This is a genomic window from Pseudarthrobacter sp. NIBRBAC000502770 (assembly GCF_006517815.1).
Lineage (GTDB): Bacteria > Actinomycetota > Actinomycetes > Actinomycetales > Micrococcaceae > Arthrobacter > Arthrobacter niigatensis.
The window spans coordinates 3,573,065-3,593,392 of record NZ_CP041198.1 but is presented as its reverse complement, the minus strand read 5'-3'; the positions used below and the strand labels follow the sequence as shown (position 1 = coordinate 3,593,392).

Sequence of the window (20,328 nt, the reverse complement as noted above, 5' to 3'; positions counted from 1 at the left end):
ATTTAGGAGCCACCATGCCACATTTCGGACGCCGGCTCGCAGCTGTTACTGCCGCGCTGGCCATAAGCGTCACCACGGGGGCCGTCAGCCCCGCAGTCGCGACAAACCCGCATGAAGGCGACGGGCGCCACACCGACAAGAACCCCACGGCCACCGGTTACGGCGGCGCGGTGAGTACTGTGGACCCGGAAGCGTCAGCGGCGGCCATCGATGTCCTCAGGCATGGCGGAAATGCCGTTGATGCCGCCGTAGCCGCGGCAGCCACCCTGGGGGTCACCGAACCGTACAGCGCCGGAATTGGCGGTGGCGGTTACTTCGTCTACTACGACGCGAAGTCCGGGAAAGTCAGCACCATCGATGGGCGGGAAACGGCGCCGGCGGGCATCACCCATGATGCCTTTATCGATCCGAAGACCGGCAAACCTTACAACTTCACGCCAGAACTCGTCACCAGCGGCGTCTCGGTGGGCGTCCCGGGAACGCCCGCCACGTGGGAACGCGCGCTGGAGCGTTGGGGGAAGTTCAGCCTGAAGAAGGCGCTGGAACCTGCCATTGGGGTCGCTGACCGCGGATTCGTGGTGGACAAGACGTTCAATCTTCAGACCACAGAGAACAAGGTCCGCTTCTCCGCTTTCCCCGCCACCAGCGAGATCTACCTTCCGGGCGGCGAGGCGCCCGCCGTAGGATCAGTCCTGAAGAACCCCGACCTCGCAGACACCTACCGGCTATTGGCAGACAAGGGAATGGACGCGTTCTACAACGGACCGCTGGCCAAGGAGATCGCCAACACCGTGCAGAACCCGCCCAAGTCCAAGGACACCACCCTCCCAGTCCCCAAAGGCTCGATGACCGAGGAGGACCTGGAGCACTACAAAGCCCTGGACCAGGACCCAACGCATGTGAACTACCGGGGCTACGACGTCTACGGCATGGCGCCTTCCAGCAGCGGCGGCACCACGGTGGGCGAATCGCTGAACATCCTGGACGTGTTCGACCTGCCGGGACTGAAAAGGGACCAGCCTGCAGTGCTGCACCACTACCTCGAGGCCAGCGCGCTGGCTTTTGCGGACCGTGCCAAGTACGTGGGGGACCCGGCGTTTGTGAAGGTGCCCACCAAGGCCCTGACGGATCCCATCTTCGGCAAGGAACGCGCCTGCGAGCTTGATCCCACCCATGCCGCAACCAAGCCGGTGCTGCCAGGTGACGTCAGCAACTACGACGGAACCTGCCCGGTGAAACCTGCCGCTGCCGAGGACGAGAAGGACACGGAAAACATCAACACCACCAACATGACCGTGTCGGACAAGTGGGGCAACGTGGTGGAGTACACGCTGACCATTGAACAGACCGGCGGCTCCGGCATGGTGGTTCCCGGACGCGGGTTCATCCTGAACAACGAGCTCACGGACTTCTCAGCCGTGTACGACAAGGCCGATCCCAACCGGATCGAGCCGGGCAAGCGGCCGCGTTCGTCCATGTCCCCCACCATCCTGCTGGAGGACGGCAAGCCGTTCCTGGCACTGGGCTCACCGGGCGGTTCCACCATCATCACCACCGTCCTGCAGACGATCGTCAACCGCATTGACCTGGGCATGAGCATCCCGGACGCCATCGCGGCCCCCCGTGCGTCCCAGCGGAATACCGCCAATGTGACAGCGGAACAGGCCTTCATTGACTCCCCGTCAGGCAAGGTCCTGGCGGCCCGCTATGGCCACACGTTTATGGCGGCCGGTGCCCCGGGAACTTCCGCCTCGGAGATTGGGGCGGCCACCGCCATCGAATTCCTCGAGGACGGGCGCACCCTGGCCGCAGCCGAGCCGGTAAGGCGCGGCGGAGGGTCAGCGTTGGTGGTCAAGCCGTCCAAGTGACGGCCGGGAACTGCCCTTAAACCCCGACGGCGGCACCCGGGTTCTGCGAATTCCAGAACCCGGGTGCCGCCGTCGGACGTCTTGCGGCAGCTACTTCTTGAAGGTGTCAGCCGGCGCGTTGGCGACTACCGGGGACGTGCCGGTGTAGCCGTCGCGGGTTTCGGCGATGTGGCGGATGCGGGTGCGGCAGGCGTACCAGCCGGCGACCATGAGGATGGAGGCGATGGCGGTGACGAGCATGGTCAGGGGTGAGTCGATGAAGACCATGGCCAGGACGCCGATGAGGAAGAGCAGGGAGAGGTAGCCGGTGTAGGGGGCGCCGAACATGCGGAAGGTGGGGCGTTCGACCCAGCCTTTGTCGGCCCAGCGTTTGAGTTGGATTTGGCAGAGCACGATGGTGGCCCAGGTCATGATGATGCCGACGGAGGCGATGTTGAGGACGATTTCGAAGGCTTCGGCGGGGACGAGGTAGTTCAGGGGGACGCCGAGGAGGGAGACGGTGGCGGTGATGGCGATGCCGCCGTAGGGGACGCCTGCTTTGTTCATGCGGGAGGCGAATTTGGGGGCGGAGCCGTTGACGGACATGGAGCGCAGGATCCGGCCGGTGGAGTAGAGTCCGGCGTTCAGGGAGGACAGGGCGGCGGTGAGGACGACGAGGTTCATGATGACGTCCACGCCCTGGACGCCGATGGAGCCGAAGAACGTCACGAAGGGGCTGACGCCTTTTTGGTAGGAGGTGAAGGGCAGCAGCAGGGCGAGGAGGATGACGGAGCCGACGTAGAACACGGCGATGCGGAAGACCACGGAGTTGATGGCTTTGGGCATGATTTTTTCGGGGTTTTCGGTTTCGCCGGCGGCGGTGCCGACGAGTTCGATGGAGGCGTAGGCGAAGAGGACGCCCTGCATGAGGATGATCATGGGGAGCAGGCCGTTGGGGAAGATTCCGCCGTTGTCGGACAGGAGGCTGATGCCGACCTGCTGGCCGTCGACGGGGGTGCCGAAGATGACGAAGTAGGTGCCGATGATCAGGAACGCGACGAGGGCGGCGACTTTGATGAGGGCGAACCAGAATTCCATTTCGCCGAAGACTTTCACGGAGACCAGGTTCAGGGCCAGGACGACGAGGAGGGCGGTCAGTGCCCAGGCCCACTGCGGGACGTCGGCCATCCAGGGGATGTAGTTGCCGAAGAAGTGCATGTAGAGGGCGGCGGCGGTGATGTCCACGATGGTGGTGGTGGCCCAGTTGATCCAGTAGAACCAGCCGGAGACGAACGCGGCTTTTTCGCCGAAGAATTCGCGGGCGTAGGAAACGAACGAGCCCGATGAGGGCCGGTGCAGGACCAGTTCGCCCAGGGCGCGCAGGATCAGGAACGCGAAGAACCCGCACACCGCGTAGGCGATGACCAGGGACGGGCCGGCCGCGTTGAGCCGGCCGCCGGCGCCCAGGAACAGGCCGGTACCGATCGCACCGCCGATCGCGATCATCTGGATCTGCCGCGGCTTGAGGTTCTTGTGGTAGCCCTTGTCCTCCGCGTGCAGGGAGGTCTCGGACGCATGCGCGTGACCACCATCAATCAGGTGGTCGGGAAGGGGAGTATTTGTCATTGGTGTGTCCTTCGGAGCAGGTGGGGACTACTTGCTGAGGTTTGCCAGGCGTTCGGGGCTGAGGAGGTCCAGGAGCTGGGCGTCGGTGAGGAGCCCGTGTTCCAGGACGAGCTCGGCCACGCCCTTGCCGGTGGCAAGTGCTTCCTGCGCGATGGCAGTGGCGGTGGCGTAGCCGAGGTGGGGATTCAATGCGGTGACCAGGCCGATGGACTGCTCCACGGTGCGGCGCAGGTGGTCGGTGTTGGCGGTGATTCCACTGATGCAGCGGGCCGTGAGGGTGCGGCAGGCTGCTTCGAGGTGGGAGATGCTCTTGTGGAGGCTGTGGACAATGATCGGTTCGAAGGCGTTGAGCTGCAGCTGCCCGGCTTCGGCGGCCATGGTGATGGTGACGTCGTTGCCGATGACCTCGTAGGCCACCTGCGAGACCACTTCCGGGATGACCGGGTTGATCTTGCCGGGCATGATGGAGGACCCCGACTGGACGGCCGGCAGGTTGATCTCGCCGAAGCCGGCCCGGGGGCCGGAGGAGAGGAGGCGGAGGTCGTTGCAGATCTTGGACAGCTTCACGGCCACGCGCTTGAGGACGCCGGAGAGGTGGACGAACGCGCCCACGTCCTGGGTTGCTTCGATGAGGTCGACGGCGGTGACCAGCGGCAGTCCGGTGATTTCCGCCAGGTGCCGGCAGGCTGTGTCGGCGTAGCCGGCGGGGGCGTTCAGGCCAGTGCCGATGGCGGTGGCGCCCAGGTTGATCTCGTGGATCAGCAGTTCGGCTTCAGCCAGGCGCAGCCGGTCCTCGCCGATGGTCACGGCGTAGCTGCCGAACTCCTGGCCCAGGGTCATGGGTACGGCGTCCTGCAGCTGGGTGCGGCCCATCTTGACCACGGTGCGGAATTCCATGGCCTTGGCAGCGCAGGCATCCTCGAGTTCTTCGAGTGCAGCCAGCAGCTCACGGGCGGCGAAGATGGTGCCCAGCTTCACGGCCGTGGGGTACACGTCGTTGGTGGACTGGCTGAGGTTGACGTGGTCGTTGGGGTGAAGCCGCGCGTAGTCGCCCTTGGGGTGGCCCAGGATCTCCAGGGCCCGGTTGGCAATGACCTCGTTGGCGTTCATGTTCGACGACGTCCCGGCACCGCCCTGGACCACGTCCACCACGAACTGGTCGGCAAGGCGTCCGGCCATGACATCCTGGCAGGCTTGCTCGATGGCTTCGGCGCGTTCGGCATCCAGCAGGCCCAGCTCGCGGTTGGTGCGCGCGGCGGCCAGTTTCACGGCGGCAAGGCCCCGGACCAGGTGCATGTTGGAGGAGAGCTTCTGGCCGGTGATGGGGAAGTTTTCCACGGCCCGGAGCGTGTGCACGCCCCAGTAGGCGTGCGCGGGCACGTCCCGGTCGCCGAGCAGGTCGTGTTCGGACCGGACGTCTGCGGTGGTTTGGGTGATGGTCATGGGGTCCTTACGGGGCGTCGTTGTCGGGTTCGGACAGTCGTTATGCGGATACAGGAGCAAGGAAATCAGTGGCCAACAGCCGGCCCACCTCGCGGCCGCCGCCCAGTACCGGGGCGGTGGCGATGCCGGCGAGCTCGTCGGTGTCGATGTCCAGTGCCTCCAGCAGGCGGACGGTGGCGGGCATCCGGGCGCGGTCGCCGCCGTCGGAGATCTTGACGGCCACGGCGCTGCCGGAGGGCAGGCCCACCAGCTGCACGCCCTCAAAGCCGTCCTTTGCCACGGTGCCGGGCAGCAGGCGCATCAGTGCGGTGACGTCGCGCCCCTCGCCGGCCACCATCTCGGGGTGCTGCTGCATGGCGAGGCCGACGACGGCTTCCGGGCTGCCGTCGTCGTCCGCCGCAGCCTTGGCAATCCGGCCGAAGGCGCGGGCCATGCCGCGCAGCGTGAGGGCGAACAAGGGGGTGCCGCAGCCGTCCGTGCTCGCGGCGGCCGGCTCTTCGTTGGTCAGGTCGATGACCGTTTGCGCCACGAGCCGCTGCAACGGGCGGGATGGGTCCAGGTAACCCTTCACAGGCCAGCCGTTGATTTTGCAGGTGGCCACCATGGCGGCGTGCTTGCCCGAGCAGTTCTGGGCGATGTGGGTGGCGCTTCCGCCGGCGCGCAGCCAGTCTTCCCGTTCGGCGGTGCCGTAGGGGAGGTCAATGCTGTTCTCCAGGTCCGCGGGGGCCAGTCCGTGCAGTTCGAGGATTCGCAGCGCACCGTCGCGGTGTGCTGCCGCGCCCGAATGGCTCGCGGCGGCCAGTGCCAGCAGGTCTGCCGGAAGTTCAAGGCCCGCGCGGACCATGGCCACCGCCTGGAGGGGCTTGAGCGCAGAGCGGGGGTAGAACGGTGCCAGGGGATCGCCCGCGGACGCTGCCACGGAACCGTCAGCCGCGAGGGCAATGGCGGAGCCGTAGTGGATGCTTTCCACCAGTTGGTCGCGGATGGCCGCGACCAAGGGGGCATGCTGCGGAAGGGTCACCCCGGCCGGGGCAGCGGTGTGGGCAGCAGAAAAAACGGGGGAGGGCATGGGGTCCTTGGGAAGGTCGGTTGGATCTTGCTAGCTGTTAAGGATGGAGTCCAGGGCTACGCCCACGGCTTCGAGATGGTGGGCCATGGCGGCACGGGCTTTTTCCGCGGAGCCGGTTTCGATGGCAGCGAGGATTTCCTGGTGCTCGATGTCTGAAGCGTGCTGGCGGTCTGCCACCATGTTCAGGGTCTCGGATTGGTGCGCAAGTGCGTCCCGGATGTCAGCCACGACTGTTGCGAACACCTTGTTGCCGCTGGCGCGGGCAATCGTGGCGTGGAAGCTGGAGTCCAGGGCCACCCACGATTCCAGGTCGGTTTCGGTGGACATGGCGCCCATGATGTGGCGAAGGGTATCGAGTTCTTCTTCCGTGCGCCGCTCAGCGGCAAGTCCGGCAGCGGGGATTTCGATGTGGGGGCGGGCTTCGGTAAGGTCGCGGGCGGAGTACTGGCCCAAGGTGAGGTCATTTGCCACCTTGTTGGCAATGACGAACGTGCCCTTGCCGGTGCGGGTGACGGTCATGCCGAGGGCGGTGCACGAGCGGAGGGCCTCCCGGATCACCGAGCGGCTTACTCCGTACTGCTGGGAGAGTGTGGCCTCTGAGCTGAGTTTGCTGCCAACCGGGATGTTGCCGGACTCGATGTCCCCGCGGATGGCGTTGAACACCGCCTCGGCAGCGCTTAGCCGGGCAAGGGGACGGAATGCAGGCTGTCCTGCTGTCCGGCTGTCTGACAGGTTCACGCCTTAAATATGGCACTGGTCACAGTTTGCTGTCAAACCTTGCTCATGAATTCGGGGCGCTGTCCCGCCGTCGGCCTGCCGGGCGCCGCTGCTGCCTCCGGAGTCGTGAGCGGAAGTGCCAGACGGCGAGTGCCACCACTGCCACGGCGGCAATGACGAGGGCGAGGTCTTGTCCCACCGCTTTGGCGACGGCCTCGTAGGAGTTGCCGGCGAGGTACCCCAGAAGGACGAAGCCGATGCCCCAGACCAGGCCCCCTGCCGCGTTGTAGGCAAAGAACCTGCCGTAGGGCATGCGGGACGTACCTGCCAGGGCGGGCATGACGGCGCGGAAGAAGGCGGTGAAGCGGCCCAGGAAAACCGCGGAACCGCCCCTGCGGCGCAGCAGGTCCTGGGCGTATTCCAGTTTTGAAGCATGGCGGGCGAGTGCCTTGGTTTTCACGAGGCGGCTGCCCAGGTGCTTGCCCACCTCGTAGCCAACAGTGTCGCCAATGATGGCAGCGGCCACCACCAGGGCCATCATGACGCCGAGCTGCACTTCACCGCGGCTGGCCACCACTCCACCCAGGACAGCTGCGGTTTCGCCGGGGATGACGAAGCCGACGAACAAGGCGTCCTCGGCGAACACGAGGCAGAAGACGGCAATGTACGCCACCAGCGGGCTGACGTTCAGGAGGCTGTCAATGAAGCCCGACATGGCAGCGGGTCAGGCCTGGCACGCCGGGACGGCGATCCAGTGCCGAAGCTGGGGGAGGACCGCCATGCGCACGGCCGCGGCGTCCGCTTGGGACGCCGCCCCGGGGGAATGGTTGGTACGGGGCGTCAAGGTTCAGCCTGGTTCTATCGCCGGTCAGGGTTCCTATGAGTATGCACCCGCATGGCTGAAAGAATCCTGTAAATCTGCCATCTCCGTTATCTCCGAAGACGGGTTTGGGGGGTCAGCATGGCCGCCACGTCTTACCGCCCGGCGCATAGCAGCGTGGGCCGGTGTACTTGGTGGAGGGGGCAGGAGGAACGTATGGCTGCGGCGCCGGCGCGACGTAGGGCGCTGGGATTGGTGCTGGTGCCGGAAGACTGCGCAGGCGTTCAGCCTCAGCCGCCGCTTTCCGGGCTGCTTCGGCTGCTGCGGCTTTTGCAGCAGCCTCGGCCGCCGCGGCCTCTTCCGCCATCTTCTTTTCCGCGGCAGCCCGCTCTTCTGCCGCTTTGCGTTCAGCGGCCGCCCGGGCTGCAGCCGCCGCCCGCTCCTCCTCGGCTTTCTTCTCCGCCGCGGCCAGGGTAGCTTTCAGGGCCTTTGTATCTTCTGCTTTCGCTTCTGCGGCGGAGATCTTTTTGTCGAGGTTGGATACGTGCTTGGCCAGCACGACAGTTGAAAGGCCAGCCCAGAAGAGCGCCCGCTCTGTCGCCTTGTCACCGTTCAGGATCTTGCGCAAGGCCTTGGCCGCTGCCACCTTGGCGGCGAGTACGCCTGCCGCAGTACCTGCCGCGGCGGAAGTAGTTGCCGGCGAAGCCGCGGTGGCGGTTTCCAGTCCTTGGGTCGCCTCAGCCAACTGGGCTGGAAGGGTGCAGCCAATGCCCTCCGAGAAGAGGCCGGTCTTTGCCGCCCTGGCCTCTTCGTATGCCGCTGTCACGGGCGGGAGGAACCTTCTGTTGCCGCCATACTCGACTGGAATTCCCAGTCCCTGCTGCGCAATTTTGGCATTGACCAGGGAACCGTCTGCGGTGAAGACGCCGGCGAGAGTCCGGCCGTACTTGTCGTGACGCTCGGCGTCGAACTCCAACCTAACCTGGGTTCCCTTCGGCAGCAGGCCCTCAAGATACTTTGAGGCCTCCGGGCCGAGGCATTCGACCGGCTGGTTCGGGTCCTTGGTTTCAGGGGTGTCGATGTTCAACAGGCGAATTGTTTGGTCGCTGTTGTTGATGGAAACCACCAGTGTGTCCCCGTCGATGACGCGGACAACAGTGCCGTTGCCGGCGTTGGCAGCTGCACCCGCAGCGAACGATCCGGCGACCAGGCCCGTTGTCAGCAACGACGCGATGAGTATCTTCTTCATGCCAAGTTCCCCCGATTTAAACCAGGAAACGAGGCTGTTCAAAGGCATACCTCGGAGATTCCTGAGTGTTTACTCCACCAATGCTGGAGATGGAGGGTCAAGAATTCATCAAGGGCGGATCAAGGAGGGCGCAGTTTTATCGAATACGGGCAACCCCGGGCCTAAAGGTGCTGAATGCCCGCCCGCTGCATCGCGTCGCGGTAAGTTTCGACGCTCTTGGTGAGCAGCTCTTCCTGTTTGGCCTCGGAAACAGCAAAGGCCCTGCCGCCGAGGGCGGAGGCCTTGTAGATCTTGATGCCGCTGTTCTTCAACGATGAGTGGTAGGTCTTCTCAAAGAGGGTCAGGAACGTGGAAGCGTCCGTGCCGTGCGCGATGATGGCCGAAACGCGGGAATTTATTTTGAGGAACTGGCGGAACGGGCGGAGGCCGTCGGTCTTTTCCTGGACACTCAACGCCGAGGGGCTGCCACTCTCCCGCACCCAGGGGTAGGCATTCCACGGCATGACGTACCGGGGATCCAGCTCGGCGAGTTCATAGATCTGGGTGGCCCTGCGGGCAGCCTCGTCATCATTGTTGTGGGAGACGAACCCGGATTCGGTCCCCTTGCCGGGGCTCGCCTGGAGGCTGATGATTCTGCACTCGTCTTCGTCGTGGACGGGGTCGATGTAGGGGACATTGGAACCGGGCTTCTTTTCCATCAGTTCATCGCAAAGTTGGGTTACCTTCGCGATATTCGGTTTCTGTAGCAGGGCCTTTTTTTCGTCCCAATCAATCGTCACGATTACTCCCTTGGCAGCGAGGCGTCCAGAATCAGGCGTCCTATGTCACTCTACGCTTCCCCGGGTAGGGGTGGGCACACCAGATTTTGGGGAGACGTCCAGGTTGCTTCCGCCCGCTGCCGGTTGGCCTAGTGCCGTCCGCGCAGGTGCTGGTTTTGAAGTTCATCGAGCTGCTCATCTGTTAGATCATCGAACGCGCCGGCTTCCCTTTTGTCACTGCGCGAGAAGCGGATGAACATGAGAATGATCAACGGCAGGTCCAGGACCTCGCAGATGAACCACAGCAGGTTCCCGGCGAACTGCTGGTCTTGGAGGGCGTCCCGGAACCACCATTGGGGATTGGAAACGGACATCACATGGTCGAGTACCTGGCCGTTGAGGCTCAGCAGGATGCCCGGGACCGCGTCGATCAGCAGCTCGATGAATACGAACATGAATTCAAGGGTCAGGTAGGCGCTGGACCGCTGGAAGTCGGATTCTTCGATGATGGGCAACGCCATCAGCATTCCCAAAAGAGGTACTCCAAGGGTGAGCAGCGCGCCGGCCACGGGGTCGGTCCGCAATGTGAAGAAGGCCGGCGTGAGGAAAGTGGAGAAGAGTGCCAGGCCCAGCAGCGGCGCACCGAATGAGTTGCTCACGAATCGAACTGGCCTGCTGGACAGGACTTTGTCCAAGGCCGACCTGCCCTTGGGGGCCAATGCCGCCCGGGCAAGGGTGAGGGGTTTGCCAAGCCCGATCAGCAGGGGCACAACAAACAGCAGCAGGGATATTTTGAGGGTGAACGCCCACCGTTGCTCAGCGCCGTAAACCCCGGTAAAGCCGCAGGTAAGGATGGTGAACGAGCCCAGGCCCAGGACGTAGAACGCTACCGCCCGCCACACCGGCCATCGATGGCCGCCGAGTGCGGCGGACCGCATTCCCCACCCGTACAGGATGCCGGTCACCGCGACGAAAGCTGCAGCGGCCCAATCGAGTCGCCAGGAGGAAAGGAGGATCTCAAGGGGTGGCACGGGCCAATGCTAGGCGTCGTTCCTGAGAATGGCCTGACTGGTTGCCGTGTGCGGGGCTTTGGCATATCGGAGCGCCGGGGAGTGGTGGGGCGGTGGAGTGGTAGGTGTGGCCGGTGGGGGTGGTGGTTGCCACGGTATGCCGCTGTCCCTGGATGGTTTGGGCCGTCCAGCCGGGGGTTTCTTTGGTGTGGTTGCATGCTTCGCACAAACCTTGGCCATTATTCACGCTGGTGGGTCCACCGGTGTGCCAGGCGGTGATGTGGTCGTGGTGCCTGATCGGGGCGTCGCAGTACGGGGTGCGGCAGGTGTCGTCCCGGACCTGGAGAAACCGTTTCAACCCGGCCGGGAAGAGCCGGGCTGTGGAGTCCATCGCCACGAGCTCGCCGCTGCCCGGGGCGGTGTAAAGCCGCCGGACCCACAGGTCGAGTTCATGAGCGGCTCCCTCGCCGGTCACCGGTTTTCCCGGGGCTGGTCCGCCGGCGAGGGCGATGGCCCGAGCCGGTTCGGCGGGGATGGTGCCGTAGCCGGGGAGCCGTGCTGGTTCTGCGTCGGCCCGGAGGAGGGTGCGGTCGGTCATGACGAGCTGGATCTGGACCCCGGTGATGCCGCCGGGGGCGCCGGTGAGGCGTTCGATGAGGGTATCGGCCATGACCTGCCCGCGGGACCGGTCATCTCCGGCCGCCCGGGCGGTGTCCGCGTCCCGGACCAGGGCGGCGTAGGCGGCCACGCCCTGGGCGACCGGGAGGAGCGCGGTCAGGTAGGCCATGGTGTCCGGGGCCGGGCGCAGGCTCACACACCGCTCGCTCACGGCCCGGGCCGCGCGTTTGGCGGCGGAGGCCGGGTCGCGCCGGTACGCCGCGGCGCGGACGGCGGCGATGATCGCTTTGTCTCCCGCACCGTCCAGGGCACCGGTATCGGCGAGTTCCTCATCCACCCCGGCCCGGTCCCCGGGCGTGAGGCAGATGGTTTCCTTCACGATCAGGGTGGTCCGCCACTCATTGAGCAGCCCGGCACGGAACGCGGCGAACGTGTGCGGCATCCCGGTCAACGCCTTGGCCAGGCCCAGCAGCCGGGAACCCCGGGCCGGGGACTCCCGCCTTGCCAGGGCGATCTGCGCCGAGACTCCGGCACCCTGATCGGCGGCCGGGACCCCGGCGTCGGCCTGTTCCCGCCGCTGGGACAGGTCAAAAGCGACCGCGGCCTCAGCCTGCCGGGCACCGGCAAAGCACTTCAACTCCTCCAGCCCGCGAATCTGGTCAATCAACCCCGCACCATCAGCAGCCAGGGGAACACGGGCCAACAGGTTAAGCACATCCGCGATGCAAGGAGCAGCGGGCAGGTATGAAACAGCGCCAACAGCAGACGGTTCCGCCCACCGCGCAGCCCGGTCCACTCCCGCCGATTCCACAATCACTCCCATAGCCAAACTCTTCCACCAGCCCCTGGCAATCCCAGCCACCCAAAACCCCTATGTGGAAAACGCAAACCCAGCAACGGCGCGGGCCGTGCTGTTCAATGGATTATGCAGTTCACCAGGAAGGGCCTGAAGGCCGAAGGGTTCGCTGGCTTCCGGCCTATCCGAAGCCTCGAGACGATGCGGATTCCGCAGGGGACAGGACTCTTCACGGTCGTGGCGCCGGAAGATTTCCAGGCGCGCTTTCTCACCAAAAGCACCGCGGGCATCTTCAAGAAGAAGGACCCATCCCTCTCCGCCGCAGCGCTGGCCGCCGAGTGGGTGGACGGCGCCGTCGTCCTTTACGTGGGGAAGGCCGGACCCGGAAGCAAGGGCAACCGGGGACTTCGGCGCCAGATCCAGGAGTTCGTTGACTTCGGGCAGGGAAAGCCTCCAGGCCACTGGGACGGGCGGCTTATCTGGCAGCTCGCTGACGCTGGATCACTGACCATCGCGTGGAAGGAACTTCCGGCTGGCCAACTGGCCGGCGCCGAAGCGGGTTGCCACGCTGCCTTCGTGGAGGAATTTGGCCGGTTGCCGTTCGCCAACCTGGTGCAGGCCCGCACCAACGCGCGTGCCTGACGCCGGCAGCAAGCCAGCTACGCAGGTCCCCGCAGACGATCCATCTCGCGCCGGTCCTTCTTGGTGGGACGCCCGGCGCCCCGGTCGCGTTGCGGCAACCCCAGTGCCGGAAGAACGGGGCGCGGGGGAGTGTGGTCGGTAAAGCAGTGCGACGCCGCCTCCGCCCCTACGCGTTTGGCTATGAGCCGGCGCACCTCAAGGATGCGCTCGTACCCGGGCATCCGGACGGTGACGGTGTCACCCGTGACCAGCGTTGCCGAAGCTTTCGAGGGGCTGCCGTTGAGGCGGACATGCCCGGCGCGGCAGGCTGCAGTGGCGGCAGACCGCGTCTTGTAGGCGCGGACTGCCCACAGCCACGCATCGATTCGGACACTGGCGGGAGCGGACGGGAGGCTGGTCATGGTTGGCACCGAGTATAGCCCCAGGGGGTGCCGCCCCAGGAAGCAGGTCCGGCTTCACTCCACCGTCACGCTGACGCGCTGTACCACGTTGTTGCCCATCCCCTGGTAGTTCCAGTCCTGCTCCAGGGGCTGGCTGGCGCCCGTAATGTCCGTGGCGCGGCAAGCAAGGACGTGCTCGCCGGGGTCCGCGACCCATGGAAGGCTCCACTTCCGCCAGGCGTAACCGCCCACCGGTTTATCCAGGTGGGCCGGCAGCCAGGTGCCGTCAATCCCCACCTCGACGGCGACCACGGCACCTTCGCCGGACCATGCCCTGCCTTCCAGCATCACCGGGCCCGCGCGCAGGAAACGCTTCCGGGTAAAGAAGTCCGGGACACCGGGCGGAACCATCAACGAACGCACCCTGATCCGCGTAACCGGGGTGCCGGCGTCGTCCACGGACTCCTGGTACCGGTAGGCAACCTTCTGCTGGAACCCTGGGAACGGTGCCTTTGCCACCTCTATGGACGCCAGCCACTTGACACTGGCCATCCCGTACCAGCCCGGGACCACCAGCCGCAGTGGGTAGCCGTGCTGTGGCGGCAGGTCGGCGCCATTCATCTTGTATGCAAGGACGACGTCGGGACGCAACGCCTCACGGATCGGCAGGCTGCGCGCGTACTGCTGGGGGACGCCGCCCTGGATGCCGGCATCGGCCCCGGTGAAGACCACCTCCACCGCATCCGGCAGCACCCCGGCCTTGCCGAGGAGGTAGGCCAGCGGCACCCCGGTCCAGTGCGCGGTGCCTACGGCTTCCATGACCCAGGGCTGGCTGACGGGCCGCGGTTCCAGGAGCGACCTGCCGTTGCCCGCGCATTCGAGGGTCACCGGCACAGTGATTGCCGGGTCCCGTAGGAGCGCGGCCATGCTCAGCTCCAGGGCGCGTTCCACCGCACCCCCGATCCGCAGGTGCCAGGATGAGGCGTCCAGGTCAGGAATGTCGAAGTGCGTGAGTACGTAATGGAGCCCGGGCGGGGTCAGCTCGCGGCGGAGCGCCTCCAGCGGCATCGAATGGTTGCGGGCCGCGAGCTGCAGTTCCTCCCGGGTGAGCGGCCCCGACGTAGGCTCCGCGGCGGCGGCAGGGGCCGGCGCCGGCTCCTGCCGGGTGGATTGCTGGTTGCTGGACTTCATGGCGGTGCGATTCTGCTCGGTGGACTAAAGGCCCCCGCCACAGGTCTACGCCGGGCCCAGCCGCCACGTCAACGACTTTAGCCCGGCTACAGTACCGGCCGGGTCAGGAACTCGGCCAGGCTGATGGGGTCCTGCCCGGTCAGGCCATGCACGTCCGGCGAAAGTCCTGCCATTTCGCCGGCGGCCATGGCCGTGTAGGTGCTGACCCACGCATCCAGCTGCCATTGCGGGGCGTCGTAGGAGGCCCGCGACGCGTACGCCTCCTCCACCGACTCCGCGTGGTAGCGCACCTGCCGCCCCGTGCCGGCGCTCAGCACCTCGGCAGCCCGGGCCATGCTCAGTTCCTCAGGGCCGGTCAGGTTGTAGGTCTTGCCCCTGTGGATGGCGGGATCCCGCAGCACGGCGTGCGCGCAGCGGGCAATGTCCTCCCGGGCCACCCCTGAAAAGACGCCGTCCCCGGCAGGCCCGCGGATCACGCCGTCTTCCCCGGTCATCAGCGGCAGGAAATCCAGGTAGAAGTTGTCGCGCAGGAAGGTGTATTCCATCCCGGACGCCTTGATCCGCTCTTCGGTGGCGTAATGGTCCCGGGCCAGCGTGAAGGTGGCATCCGGGGCCGCCCCGTAGAAGGACGTGTACACCACGTGCTCCACCCCGGCAGCGGCCGCGGCATCCAGGAACGCGTAATGCTGCTGGAGGCGGTCTTCGGCCTCGGCAGCAGAGACCATGAACAGCACCTTCGCCCCGTCCAGCGCCTGCCGGGAGGTAGCGCCGTCCCCGTAGGAACACACCACCGGATGCGCGTCCTCCAGCTGCGGGGCCCGCGCGGAATCCCGGACCAGCAGGCGCTGGGCGAAACCGGACCCGGCAAGCTGCCGTGCCACCATTCCGCCCAGGCCTCCGGTGGACCCGGTGACGGCGAGGTCCGGCAGTTCCACTGGGGACGCCATTCAGGCTTCCCGGGTGGCCGGCGACTTGGTCTGCGCCGGGTCACGTTCGGCGAGGCCTCCGACGGCGTCGTCAATCCTCTTGAGGACCTCGGCCTCCAGCTTCACTCCGGCGGCGCCAACGCTGTCGGCGATCTGCTCCGGCCGGGAGGCGCCGACAATGGCGGACGCCACGTTGGGGTTCTGCAGCACCCAGGCAACGGCCAGCTGCGCCATGGTGAGGCCCGCCTCCTGGGCAATCGGCTTCAGCTCCTGCACGGCGGCCAGGACGTCGTCGCGCATCCACCGCTGGATCATCTTGGCCCCGCCCTTTTCGTCCGTGGCGCGGCTGCCTTCGGGGGCAGGCTGGCCGGGCAGGTACTTGCCGCTGAGGACACCCTGGGCCATGGGCGACCAGACAATCTGGGACACGCCCAGCTCTTCCGACGCCGGGACCACCTCGGCCTCGATCACGCGCCAGAGCATGGAGTACTGCGGCTGGTTGGAGATGAGCTGGAAGCCCAATTCCTTGGACAGCCGGTGGCCCTCGCGGAGCTGCTCGGCAGTCCACTCGCTCACCCCGATGTAGAGTGCCTTGCCCTGCCGGACAATGTCCGCGAACGCCTGCATGGTCTCTTCCAGGGGCGTTTCGAAGTCGTACCGGTGGGCCTGGTAAAGGTCGACGTAGTCCGTCTGCAGCCGGCGCAGCGAGCCGTTGATGGATTCCATGATGTGCTTGCGGGACAAGCCAAGATCGTTCTTGCCTTTGGGGCCGGTGGGGCCGAAGACCTTGGTGAAGATCTCCACGGACTCGCGGCGCTCATCCTTGAGTGCGTCGCCCAGGACGGTTTCAGCGGCGGTGTTGGCATAGACGTCCGCGGTGTCGAAGGTGCTGATGCCGGCGTCGAGCGCCGCGCGCACGCACTGGGTCGCGACGTCGTTTTCCACCTGCGAACCGTGCGTCAGCCAGTTGCCGAAGGTGATTTCCGAGACTTTGAAGCCGCTGTTTCCGAGGTATCTGAATTCCATGGGTTTCACGCTAACCCAGATGGTTGCTCAGGGTAAGGGCCTAGCCATTCTCCTTGGACTGCTCCTTGGGTACCTGGTGGGGACCGGCCAGGGACACGAGGGACCCGGTGTCCAGCGGGGGCAGCGGATGCAGCGGCTGGGGTTTCTTGAAGGACCGCGGCATTTCGTGCGGGGGCCGGTGGTTGTGCAGGGCGGACTCCACCAGGGGGGCCACTTCGGAGACCTTGTCCGCAGGTACCGCCGGGTCCGGAAGATCCCGCACGGACAGCTTGATTTCCGGCCGTTCGGCCCTCGCCCTTGCTTCGGCACGCTTATCGGCCTGGGCAACCGCGGAGGCCCAGTCTTCGGCGAGGACCGGCGGTTCGGGCCGGGCGGCGGCAGGCTTCGGATGGCGTACGACGGCGGTGCGGAGCGACTCCTTGAGCCGGTCCGGCTTGAGCGCGGCGGTGCGTTCCCGGAGCCGCCTGCGGGGGCGGCCCTGCTTGGCGGGGGCGCCGACAAAACCCGTGGAATCGCGTTTGCCGGGGGCCCGCCCGAACAGGGTCATGAGGATGACGGCAGTGAGTCGTCCCAGACCGGCAAGGACCAGGGTGATGACGCCAAGCAGGAAGAGGACCAGGAACATCAGGAGGGCCAGGCCCATGGTGCCAAGGAAAGTCAGGTTGAGGACGAGAGTGTCAGGGTGCTCCACGTCATCTCTCCTCTCTGCCCACGTGCTGTGCCCGCATCCGGTTTACATTGCCGGCGGCGGACTCCCCTCCACCTTACGGATTTTTGCCCGGCCGTGCCCCGGCAGGCGTGGCCCCGTCCCAGGTTGTAGCGAAGCTGTTACCGGATATGACAGCATCACCGGGTGACCGCATCAATAGATTCCGCAAACTGCATATGTCTGTCCGGAGAGCCATACGCGGCCTGCTGTGGGCGGTTCCATTCCGGCGGCGCGGAGGCCGCCACGGCGGAACAGCTGATGCGTTCCCGGTACAGCGCTTTTGCCCTGCTGGACGAGGGCTATCTGCTGCGCACCCACCACGCATCCACGGCACCGAAGGCCCTGGATCTGGACGCTGCCATGGACTGGCGCCGCCTGGACATCGTGGCCACGTCCGGCGGCGGACCGTTCGACACCTCGGGCACCGTGGAGTTCAAGGCGTACTACCGCCGTGGCAGCGAACGCGGGATCCTGCATGAGAGCAGCAGGTTCGTCAGGGAGGGCGGGCGCTGGCTCTATGTGGACGGCGACATCCTCGCCTGACTACTCCTCGCCGTCGTAATACTCGCTGTCCGGGGTGAAGCCGGCGCGGTCAACCTTCCGGTGGAACCGCATACCCGCCAGGCCGCCCAGCACAGCGCCCACGAGGGCCACCACAGCCACCACAACCGCAGCGATGATGCTGGTGGTGGTCAGCTGTCCTTCGTTGATGGGGATGCGCGGGAAGCTGTTCAGGTTGGCCAGGACATTGAACTGCTGCCCGGCCACGAGCCCCAGGATGGCCACGACGATGGCTGCGATCAAAGCCCAGACCCACACCATAAGTCCCTGCTTGGCGCCGTTGAAGCGGGCCATGCGGCCGGCAACGTAGCCGCCGCAGTAATAGGAAAGGAACAGGATCACCAGCAGGACGATGATCCCCACCAGCCCAACCGTGCCGCTGTTCCGGGCGGCCTGGTTCACGGCCTCGTTGACATCGGTGTTGTTCGCCAGGCCCACGGCTGTCCCGGCGGCCGCCACCAGGGCGGTCAGCAGGACGGCCATGCCGGTGGCGGCCAGCCAGCCAAAGAAGGCGGAGCCGACCTTGATGCCGCCGAACCGCTCCTTCTGGCGTGCCACTGCGGTTTCCCTGTTCGCGAGCGTGGGGTCCACCGCCGGAGTTGCCGTAGTGGGGGCCGCACGGTACTCGCGCTCCGCGGTGGGCGGGTCAGGTTGGTAGGACCGCTCCGCCCCGATGTTCCGGGTGGGGTTCCGCTCGCCGGACCGGGCGGGCGCCTGGTCCATCGAGCGCGTGGCGGCGTCGTCCGCGCTTCCGTCCCGGTAGCTTCCGCTGCGGGTGGTGTCGTCCTCCCGGGCGCGTCGGGGAGGCAGGTTCTCTGGGTCCGTTGAGCTGCTCATGACTCAACTCAACCACCCGCCCCGGGCGATAGCAAGCGTGCTTACTATTTTGTGACCTGCGGTTTTACCGGTATCTCCGGTGCAGGTCCTCCTTGGTTGATGCGCCGGGCGAGGCATCGGCGATCCACGGGCCCGTGCCCTCGGACTGGTCCAGGACCCCCGCCTCCAGCCACTCATAGTCACCGGCGAGGACTTTGCGCGTCAGGGCCTGGTCGGCGTCGTCCGTGTTCCGCCACAGCTGGTCGAAATATTCGTCCACCCGCACCCTCGCCTGCTCACAGTAGGCATCGGCGAGCTCGTAGGCGCTGGCTGCCTTGCCGGGGGAGGTCTTCAGGAGCATTTCGGCGCGGGAGCAGCATGCGGTCATAGCGAAGAGTTCCGCGCCGATGTCCACCACCCGGCCGAGGAAAGCCTGCTTGCGCTCGAGTTTGGCCTGCCACCGGCCCATGCCGTAAAACGTCTGGCGCGCGAGCCTCCGCGACGACCGCTCCACGAACCGAAGGTGCTTGGCAAGCCGGCCGAACTCACCGTAGGACCGCGGGTCCATGCCCGCCCCCGCCACCAGCTTGGGCAGCCACTTGGCGTAGAAGCCGGAAGCGCCGACGGCGGCCTTTGCTTTGTCGGCCAGGCTCGCACCAAGGGAAGCGAGATCGCCCGCGGCGGCAAGGTGCGCGTCCACCGCTTCCCGTGCAATCAGCAGCCGCATGATTTCCGAGGAACCCTCGAAGATCCGGTTGATGCGGAGGTCCCGAAGCTGCTGCTCGGCCGGCACCGCGCGTTCCCCGCGGGCGGCCAGCGACTCCGCCGTTTCAAACCCGCGGCCGCCCCGGATCTGGACCAGTTCATCGGCTATCCGGCAACTGATTTCCGTGGCCCAAAGCTTTGCGAGCGCGGCCTCGATGCGGACATCCTTCTGCCCCGCATCGGCGAGTTCCGCGGACAGCTCAAACACGGCGTCCAGCGCAAAGGCCGAGGCGGCGATGAAGGCAATCTTCTTGCCCACGGCCTCGTGTTCGCCCACTGGCCTGCCCCACTGCGTGCGGGCATTCGACCACTCGCGGGCAATCTTCAGGCTCCACCGTCCCGATGCCACGCACAGCGCGGGCAGGGCCAGGCGGCCGGTGTTGAGCGTGGTCAGTGCGATCTTCAGGCCCTGGCCCTCGCGCCCCAGCCGGTTGGCGGCGGGCACCCGTACCTGGTGGAAGCGGGTCACCCCGTTCTCTATCCCGCGCAGGCCCATGAAGGCGTTGCGGTTTTCCACCGTGATCCCCGGCGAGTCCATTTCCACCACGAACGCGCTGATGCCGCCCTTGTGCCTGGTGCCGTCCTGACCGGTGTGCGCCGGAACCACCGCCATGACCACCACCAGCTCGGCGATCACCCCGTTGGTGGTCCACAGTTTCACGCCGTCCAAAAGGTACGCTTCGCCGTCGTCCGTGGGCGTTGCCGTGCTGCCCAGCCGGGCGGGGTCGCTGCCCACGTCCGGTTCGGTGAGGAGGAAGGCAGTGACGGCGCCGCCGGCACACCTTGGCAGGTACTCGCGCTTCTGTTCGGGCGTCCCGAAGACCTTGACGGGCTCGGGGACGCCGATTGACTGGTGGGCGGAAATCAGGGCGCCCAGGCTGGGGTGCACGCTGCCCAGCAGGGCAAGGGCGCGTCCGTAGTACACCAGCGAGAGGCCCAGGCCCCCGTATTCCTCCGGGATCTTCATGCCAAAGACGCCCAGGTCCGCCAGGTCCTTGATGTATTCGTCCGGAATCTTCGCGTCCCGCTCGATAACGCGCCCGGACATGGTCCGGGCGAAGTCGGTCAGGCGGGCCATGAACTCCTCGCCCTTTTGGACGGAGGCTGGGTCCGCGGCCGGCCACGGGTGGACCAGGTCCAGATCAAAACTGCCCAGGTAGAGGCCTTTGGCGAAGCTGGGATGGTCCCAGCCTGACTCCCGGGCGGCCTCGGCGACGGCGCGGGCATCTTCTGCGGTGGCACCGGCGCCGATGTTGCCGGCGGGGACGGGGGTTTCTTCAGCCGGGGCGTCTTTGGCCTGGCTGTCAGTTGCGGAGGTCATGGGTTATCTCCTTGGCCGGATTGGCCGGTGTAGCCATG

Annotated in this window: 19 protein-coding genes; 3 read left to right on the top strand and 16 right to left on the bottom strand. The window is 66.2% G+C overall.

Annotated elements, in window-relative coordinates:
- Window positions 1-14 precede the first annotated feature (14 nt).
- On the top strand, window positions 15-1,868 hold the full coding sequence (ggt, locus tag NIBR502770_RS17080; RefSeq protein WP_141182742.1) for a gamma-glutamyltransferase: 1,854 nt from the start codon (window positions 15-17) through the stop codon (window positions 1,866-1,868).
- A gap of 90 nt (window positions 1,869-1,958) precedes the next feature.
- On the opposite strand, the gene NIBR502770_RS17075 is transcribed toward ggt, so the two are convergent.
- The 9 genes from NIBR502770_RS17075 to NIBR502770_RS17035 form a co-directional block, all read right to left on the bottom strand.
- Window positions 1,959-3,473, bottom strand: coding sequence for an amino acid permease (locus tag NIBR502770_RS17075; RefSeq protein ID WP_141182741.1), 1,515 nt, complete (start codon window positions 3,471-3,473; stop codon window positions 1,959-1,961).
- Window positions 3,474-3,500: 27 nt separating this feature from the next.
- Window positions 3,501-4,916 carry an aspartate ammonia-lyase gene (locus NIBR502770_RS17070; RefSeq protein ID WP_141182740.1) on the bottom strand — a complete coding sequence of 472 codons (1,416 nt, stop codon included), beginning with the start codon at window positions 4,914-4,916 and terminating at the stop codon, window positions 3,501-3,503.
- A 40-nt stretch (window positions 4,917-4,956) separates the two neighbouring features.
- Window positions 4,957-5,985 (bottom strand): asparaginase, encoded by a 1,029-nt coding sequence (locus tag NIBR502770_RS17065; RefSeq protein WP_141182739.1) that lies wholly within the window; start codon window positions 5,983-5,985, stop codon window positions 4,957-4,959.
- A gap of 30 nt (window positions 5,986-6,015) precedes the next feature.
- Window positions 6,016-6,723, bottom strand: a complete 708-nt coding sequence (locus NIBR502770_RS17060) for a FadR/GntR family transcriptional regulator (protein WP_141182738.1) — start codon at window positions 6,721-6,723, stop codon at window positions 6,016-6,018.
- 43 nt (window positions 6,724-6,766) lie between these two features.
- A complete protein-coding gene (locus NIBR502770_RS17055; RefSeq protein ID WP_141182737.1) occupies window positions 6,767-7,417 on the bottom strand; it encodes a DedA family protein in 651 nt (216 codons plus the stop codon).
- Window positions 7,418-7,658: 241 nt separating this feature from the next.
- Window positions 7,659-8,771: a thermonuclease family protein gene (locus tag NIBR502770_RS17050; protein ID WP_168223192.1), complete on the bottom strand. Its 1,113-nt coding sequence runs from the start codon at window positions 8,769-8,771 to the stop codon at window positions 7,659-7,661.
- A gap of 161 nt (window positions 8,772-8,932) precedes the next feature.
- On the bottom strand, window positions 8,933-9,469 hold the full coding sequence (locus tag NIBR502770_RS17045) for a uracil-DNA glycosylase (protein WP_246839826.1): 537 nt from the start codon (window positions 9,467-9,469) through the stop codon (window positions 8,933-8,935).
- A gap of 209 nt (window positions 9,470-9,678) precedes the next feature.
- The gene (locus tag NIBR502770_RS17040; protein WP_141182735.1) at window positions 9,679-10,560 is read right to left on the bottom strand and encodes a cytochrome c oxidase assembly protein; all 882 of its coding nucleotides are present in this window, start codon (window positions 10,558-10,560) and stop codon (window positions 9,679-9,681) included.
- Window positions 10,547-11,980, bottom strand: a complete 1,434-nt coding sequence (locus tag NIBR502770_RS17035; protein ID WP_141182734.1) for an HNH endonuclease signature motif containing protein — start codon at window positions 11,978-11,980, stop codon at window positions 10,547-10,549. The genes NIBR502770_RS17040 and NIBR502770_RS17035 overlap by 14 nt, the downstream gene beginning before the upstream one ends.
- Window positions 11,981-12,082: 102 nt before the next feature.
- Here NIBR502770_RS17035 and NIBR502770_RS17030 point away from each other — a divergent pair, with 102 nt between their 5' ends.
- Window positions 12,083-12,595: a hypothetical protein gene (locus tag NIBR502770_RS17030; protein ID WP_141158977.1), complete on the top strand. Its 513-nt coding sequence runs from the start codon at window positions 12,083-12,085 to the stop codon at window positions 12,593-12,595.
- Window positions 12,596-12,612: 17 nt separating this feature from the next.
- Here the strand turns inward: NIBR502770_RS17030 and NIBR502770_RS17025 are convergent, their stop codons facing one another.
- From NIBR502770_RS17025 to NIBR502770_RS17005, 5 genes are all read right to left on the bottom strand, one after another.
- Window positions 12,613-12,996 carry an RNA-binding S4 domain-containing protein gene (locus tag NIBR502770_RS17025; protein WP_141158978.1) on the bottom strand — a complete coding sequence of 128 codons (384 nt, stop codon included), beginning with the start codon at window positions 12,994-12,996 and terminating at the stop codon, window positions 12,613-12,615.
- A gap of 54 nt (window positions 12,997-13,050) precedes the next feature.
- Entirely contained in the window at window positions 13,051-14,166 is a 1,116-nt protein-coding gene (locus NIBR502770_RS17020; RefSeq protein WP_141158979.1) for a sulfite oxidase, read from the bottom strand.
- 86 nt (window positions 14,167-14,252) lie between these two features.
- Window positions 14,253-15,113 carry an SDR family oxidoreductase gene (locus NIBR502770_RS17015; protein ID WP_141182733.1) on the bottom strand — a complete coding sequence of 287 codons (861 nt, stop codon included), beginning with the start codon at window positions 15,111-15,113 and terminating at the stop codon, window positions 14,253-14,255.
- Complete coding sequence (locus NIBR502770_RS17010; RefSeq protein ID WP_141182732.1) at window positions 15,114-16,118, bottom strand: aldo/keto reductase family protein; 1,005 nt, start codon at window positions 16,116-16,118, stop codon at window positions 15,114-15,116.
- Window positions 16,119-16,158: 40 nt separating this feature from the next.
- On the bottom strand, window positions 16,159-16,809 hold the full coding sequence (locus NIBR502770_RS17005; RefSeq protein WP_141182731.1) for a hypothetical protein: 651 nt from the start codon (window positions 16,807-16,809) through the stop codon (window positions 16,159-16,161).
- Between the two features lie 162 nt (window positions 16,810-16,971).
- Between NIBR502770_RS17005 and NIBR502770_RS17000 the strand changes: the two genes are divergently transcribed.
- Window positions 16,972-17,370, top strand: a complete 399-nt coding sequence (locus NIBR502770_RS17000) for a YchJ family protein (protein ID WP_168223191.1) — start codon at window positions 16,972-16,974, stop codon at window positions 17,368-17,370.
- On the opposite strand, the gene NIBR502770_RS16995 is transcribed toward NIBR502770_RS17000, so the two are convergent.
- Both NIBR502770_RS16995 and NIBR502770_RS16990 read right to left on the bottom strand, forming a co-directional pair.
- Window positions 17,371-18,225, bottom strand: a complete 855-nt coding sequence (locus tag NIBR502770_RS16995; protein ID WP_141182730.1) for a TIGR04086 family membrane protein — start codon at window positions 18,223-18,225, stop codon at window positions 17,371-17,373.
- Window positions 18,226-18,289: 64 nt separating this feature from the next.
- Window positions 18,290-20,290 carry an acyl-CoA dehydrogenase family protein gene (locus NIBR502770_RS16990; RefSeq protein ID WP_141182729.1) on the bottom strand — a complete coding sequence of 667 codons (2,001 nt, stop codon included), beginning with the start codon at window positions 20,288-20,290 and terminating at the stop codon, window positions 18,290-18,292.
- Between the last annotated feature and the right edge of the window lie 38 nt (window positions 20,291-20,328).

Coding starts and splice junctions, on each gene's coding strand:
- ggt (WP_141182742.1), top strand. CDS start 15: ATGCCACATTTCGGACGCCGGCTCGCAGCTGTTACTGCCGCGCTGGCC.
- NIBR502770_RS17075 (WP_141182741.1), bottom strand. CDS start 3,473: ATGACAAATACTCCCCTTCCCGACCACCTGATTGATGGTGGTCACGCG.
- NIBR502770_RS17070 (WP_141182740.1), bottom strand. CDS start 4,916: ATGACCATCACCCAAACCACCGCAGACGTCCGGTCCGAACACGACCTG.
- NIBR502770_RS17065 (WP_141182739.1), bottom strand. CDS start 5,985: ATGCCCTCCCCCGTTTTTTCTGCTGCCCACACCGCTGCCCCGGCCGGG.
- NIBR502770_RS17055 (WP_141182737.1), bottom strand. CDS start 7,417: ATGTCGGGCTTCATTGACAGCCTCCTGAACGTCAGCCCGCTGGTGGCG.
- NIBR502770_RS17050 (WP_168223192.1), bottom strand. CDS start 8,771: ATGAAGAAGATACTCATCGCGTCGTTGCTGACAACGGGCCTGGTCGCC.
- NIBR502770_RS17045 (WP_246839826.1), bottom strand. CDS start 9,469: ATGGAAAAGAAGCCCGGTTCCAATGTCCCCTACATCGACCCCGTCCAC.
- NIBR502770_RS17035 (WP_141182734.1), bottom strand. CDS start 11,980: ATGGGAGTGATTGTGGAATCGGCGGGAGTGGACCGGGCTGCGCGGTGG.
- NIBR502770_RS17030 (WP_141158977.1), top strand. CDS start 12,083: ATGCAGTTCACCAGGAAGGGCCTGAAGGCCGAAGGGTTCGCTGGCTTC.
- NIBR502770_RS17025 (WP_141158978.1), bottom strand. CDS start 12,996: ATGACCAGCCTCCCGTCCGCTCCCGCCAGTGTCCGAATCGATGCGTGG.
- NIBR502770_RS17020 (WP_141158979.1), bottom strand. CDS start 14,166: ATGAAGTCCAGCAACCAGCAATCCACCCGGCAGGAGCCGGCGCCGGCC.
- NIBR502770_RS17015 (WP_141182733.1), bottom strand. CDS start 15,113: ATGGCGTCCCCAGTGGAACTGCCGGACCTCGCCGTCACCGGGTCCACC.
- NIBR502770_RS17010 (WP_141182732.1), bottom strand. CDS start 16,118: ATGGAATTCAGATACCTCGGAAACAGCGGCTTCAAAGTCTCGGAAATC.
- NIBR502770_RS16995 (WP_141182730.1), bottom strand. CDS start 18,225: ATGAGCAGCTCAACGGACCCAGAGAACCTGCCTCCCCGACGCGCCCGG.
- NIBR502770_RS16990 (WP_141182729.1), bottom strand. CDS start 20,290: ATGACCTCCGCAACTGACAGCCAGGCCAAAGACGCCCCGGCTGAAGAA.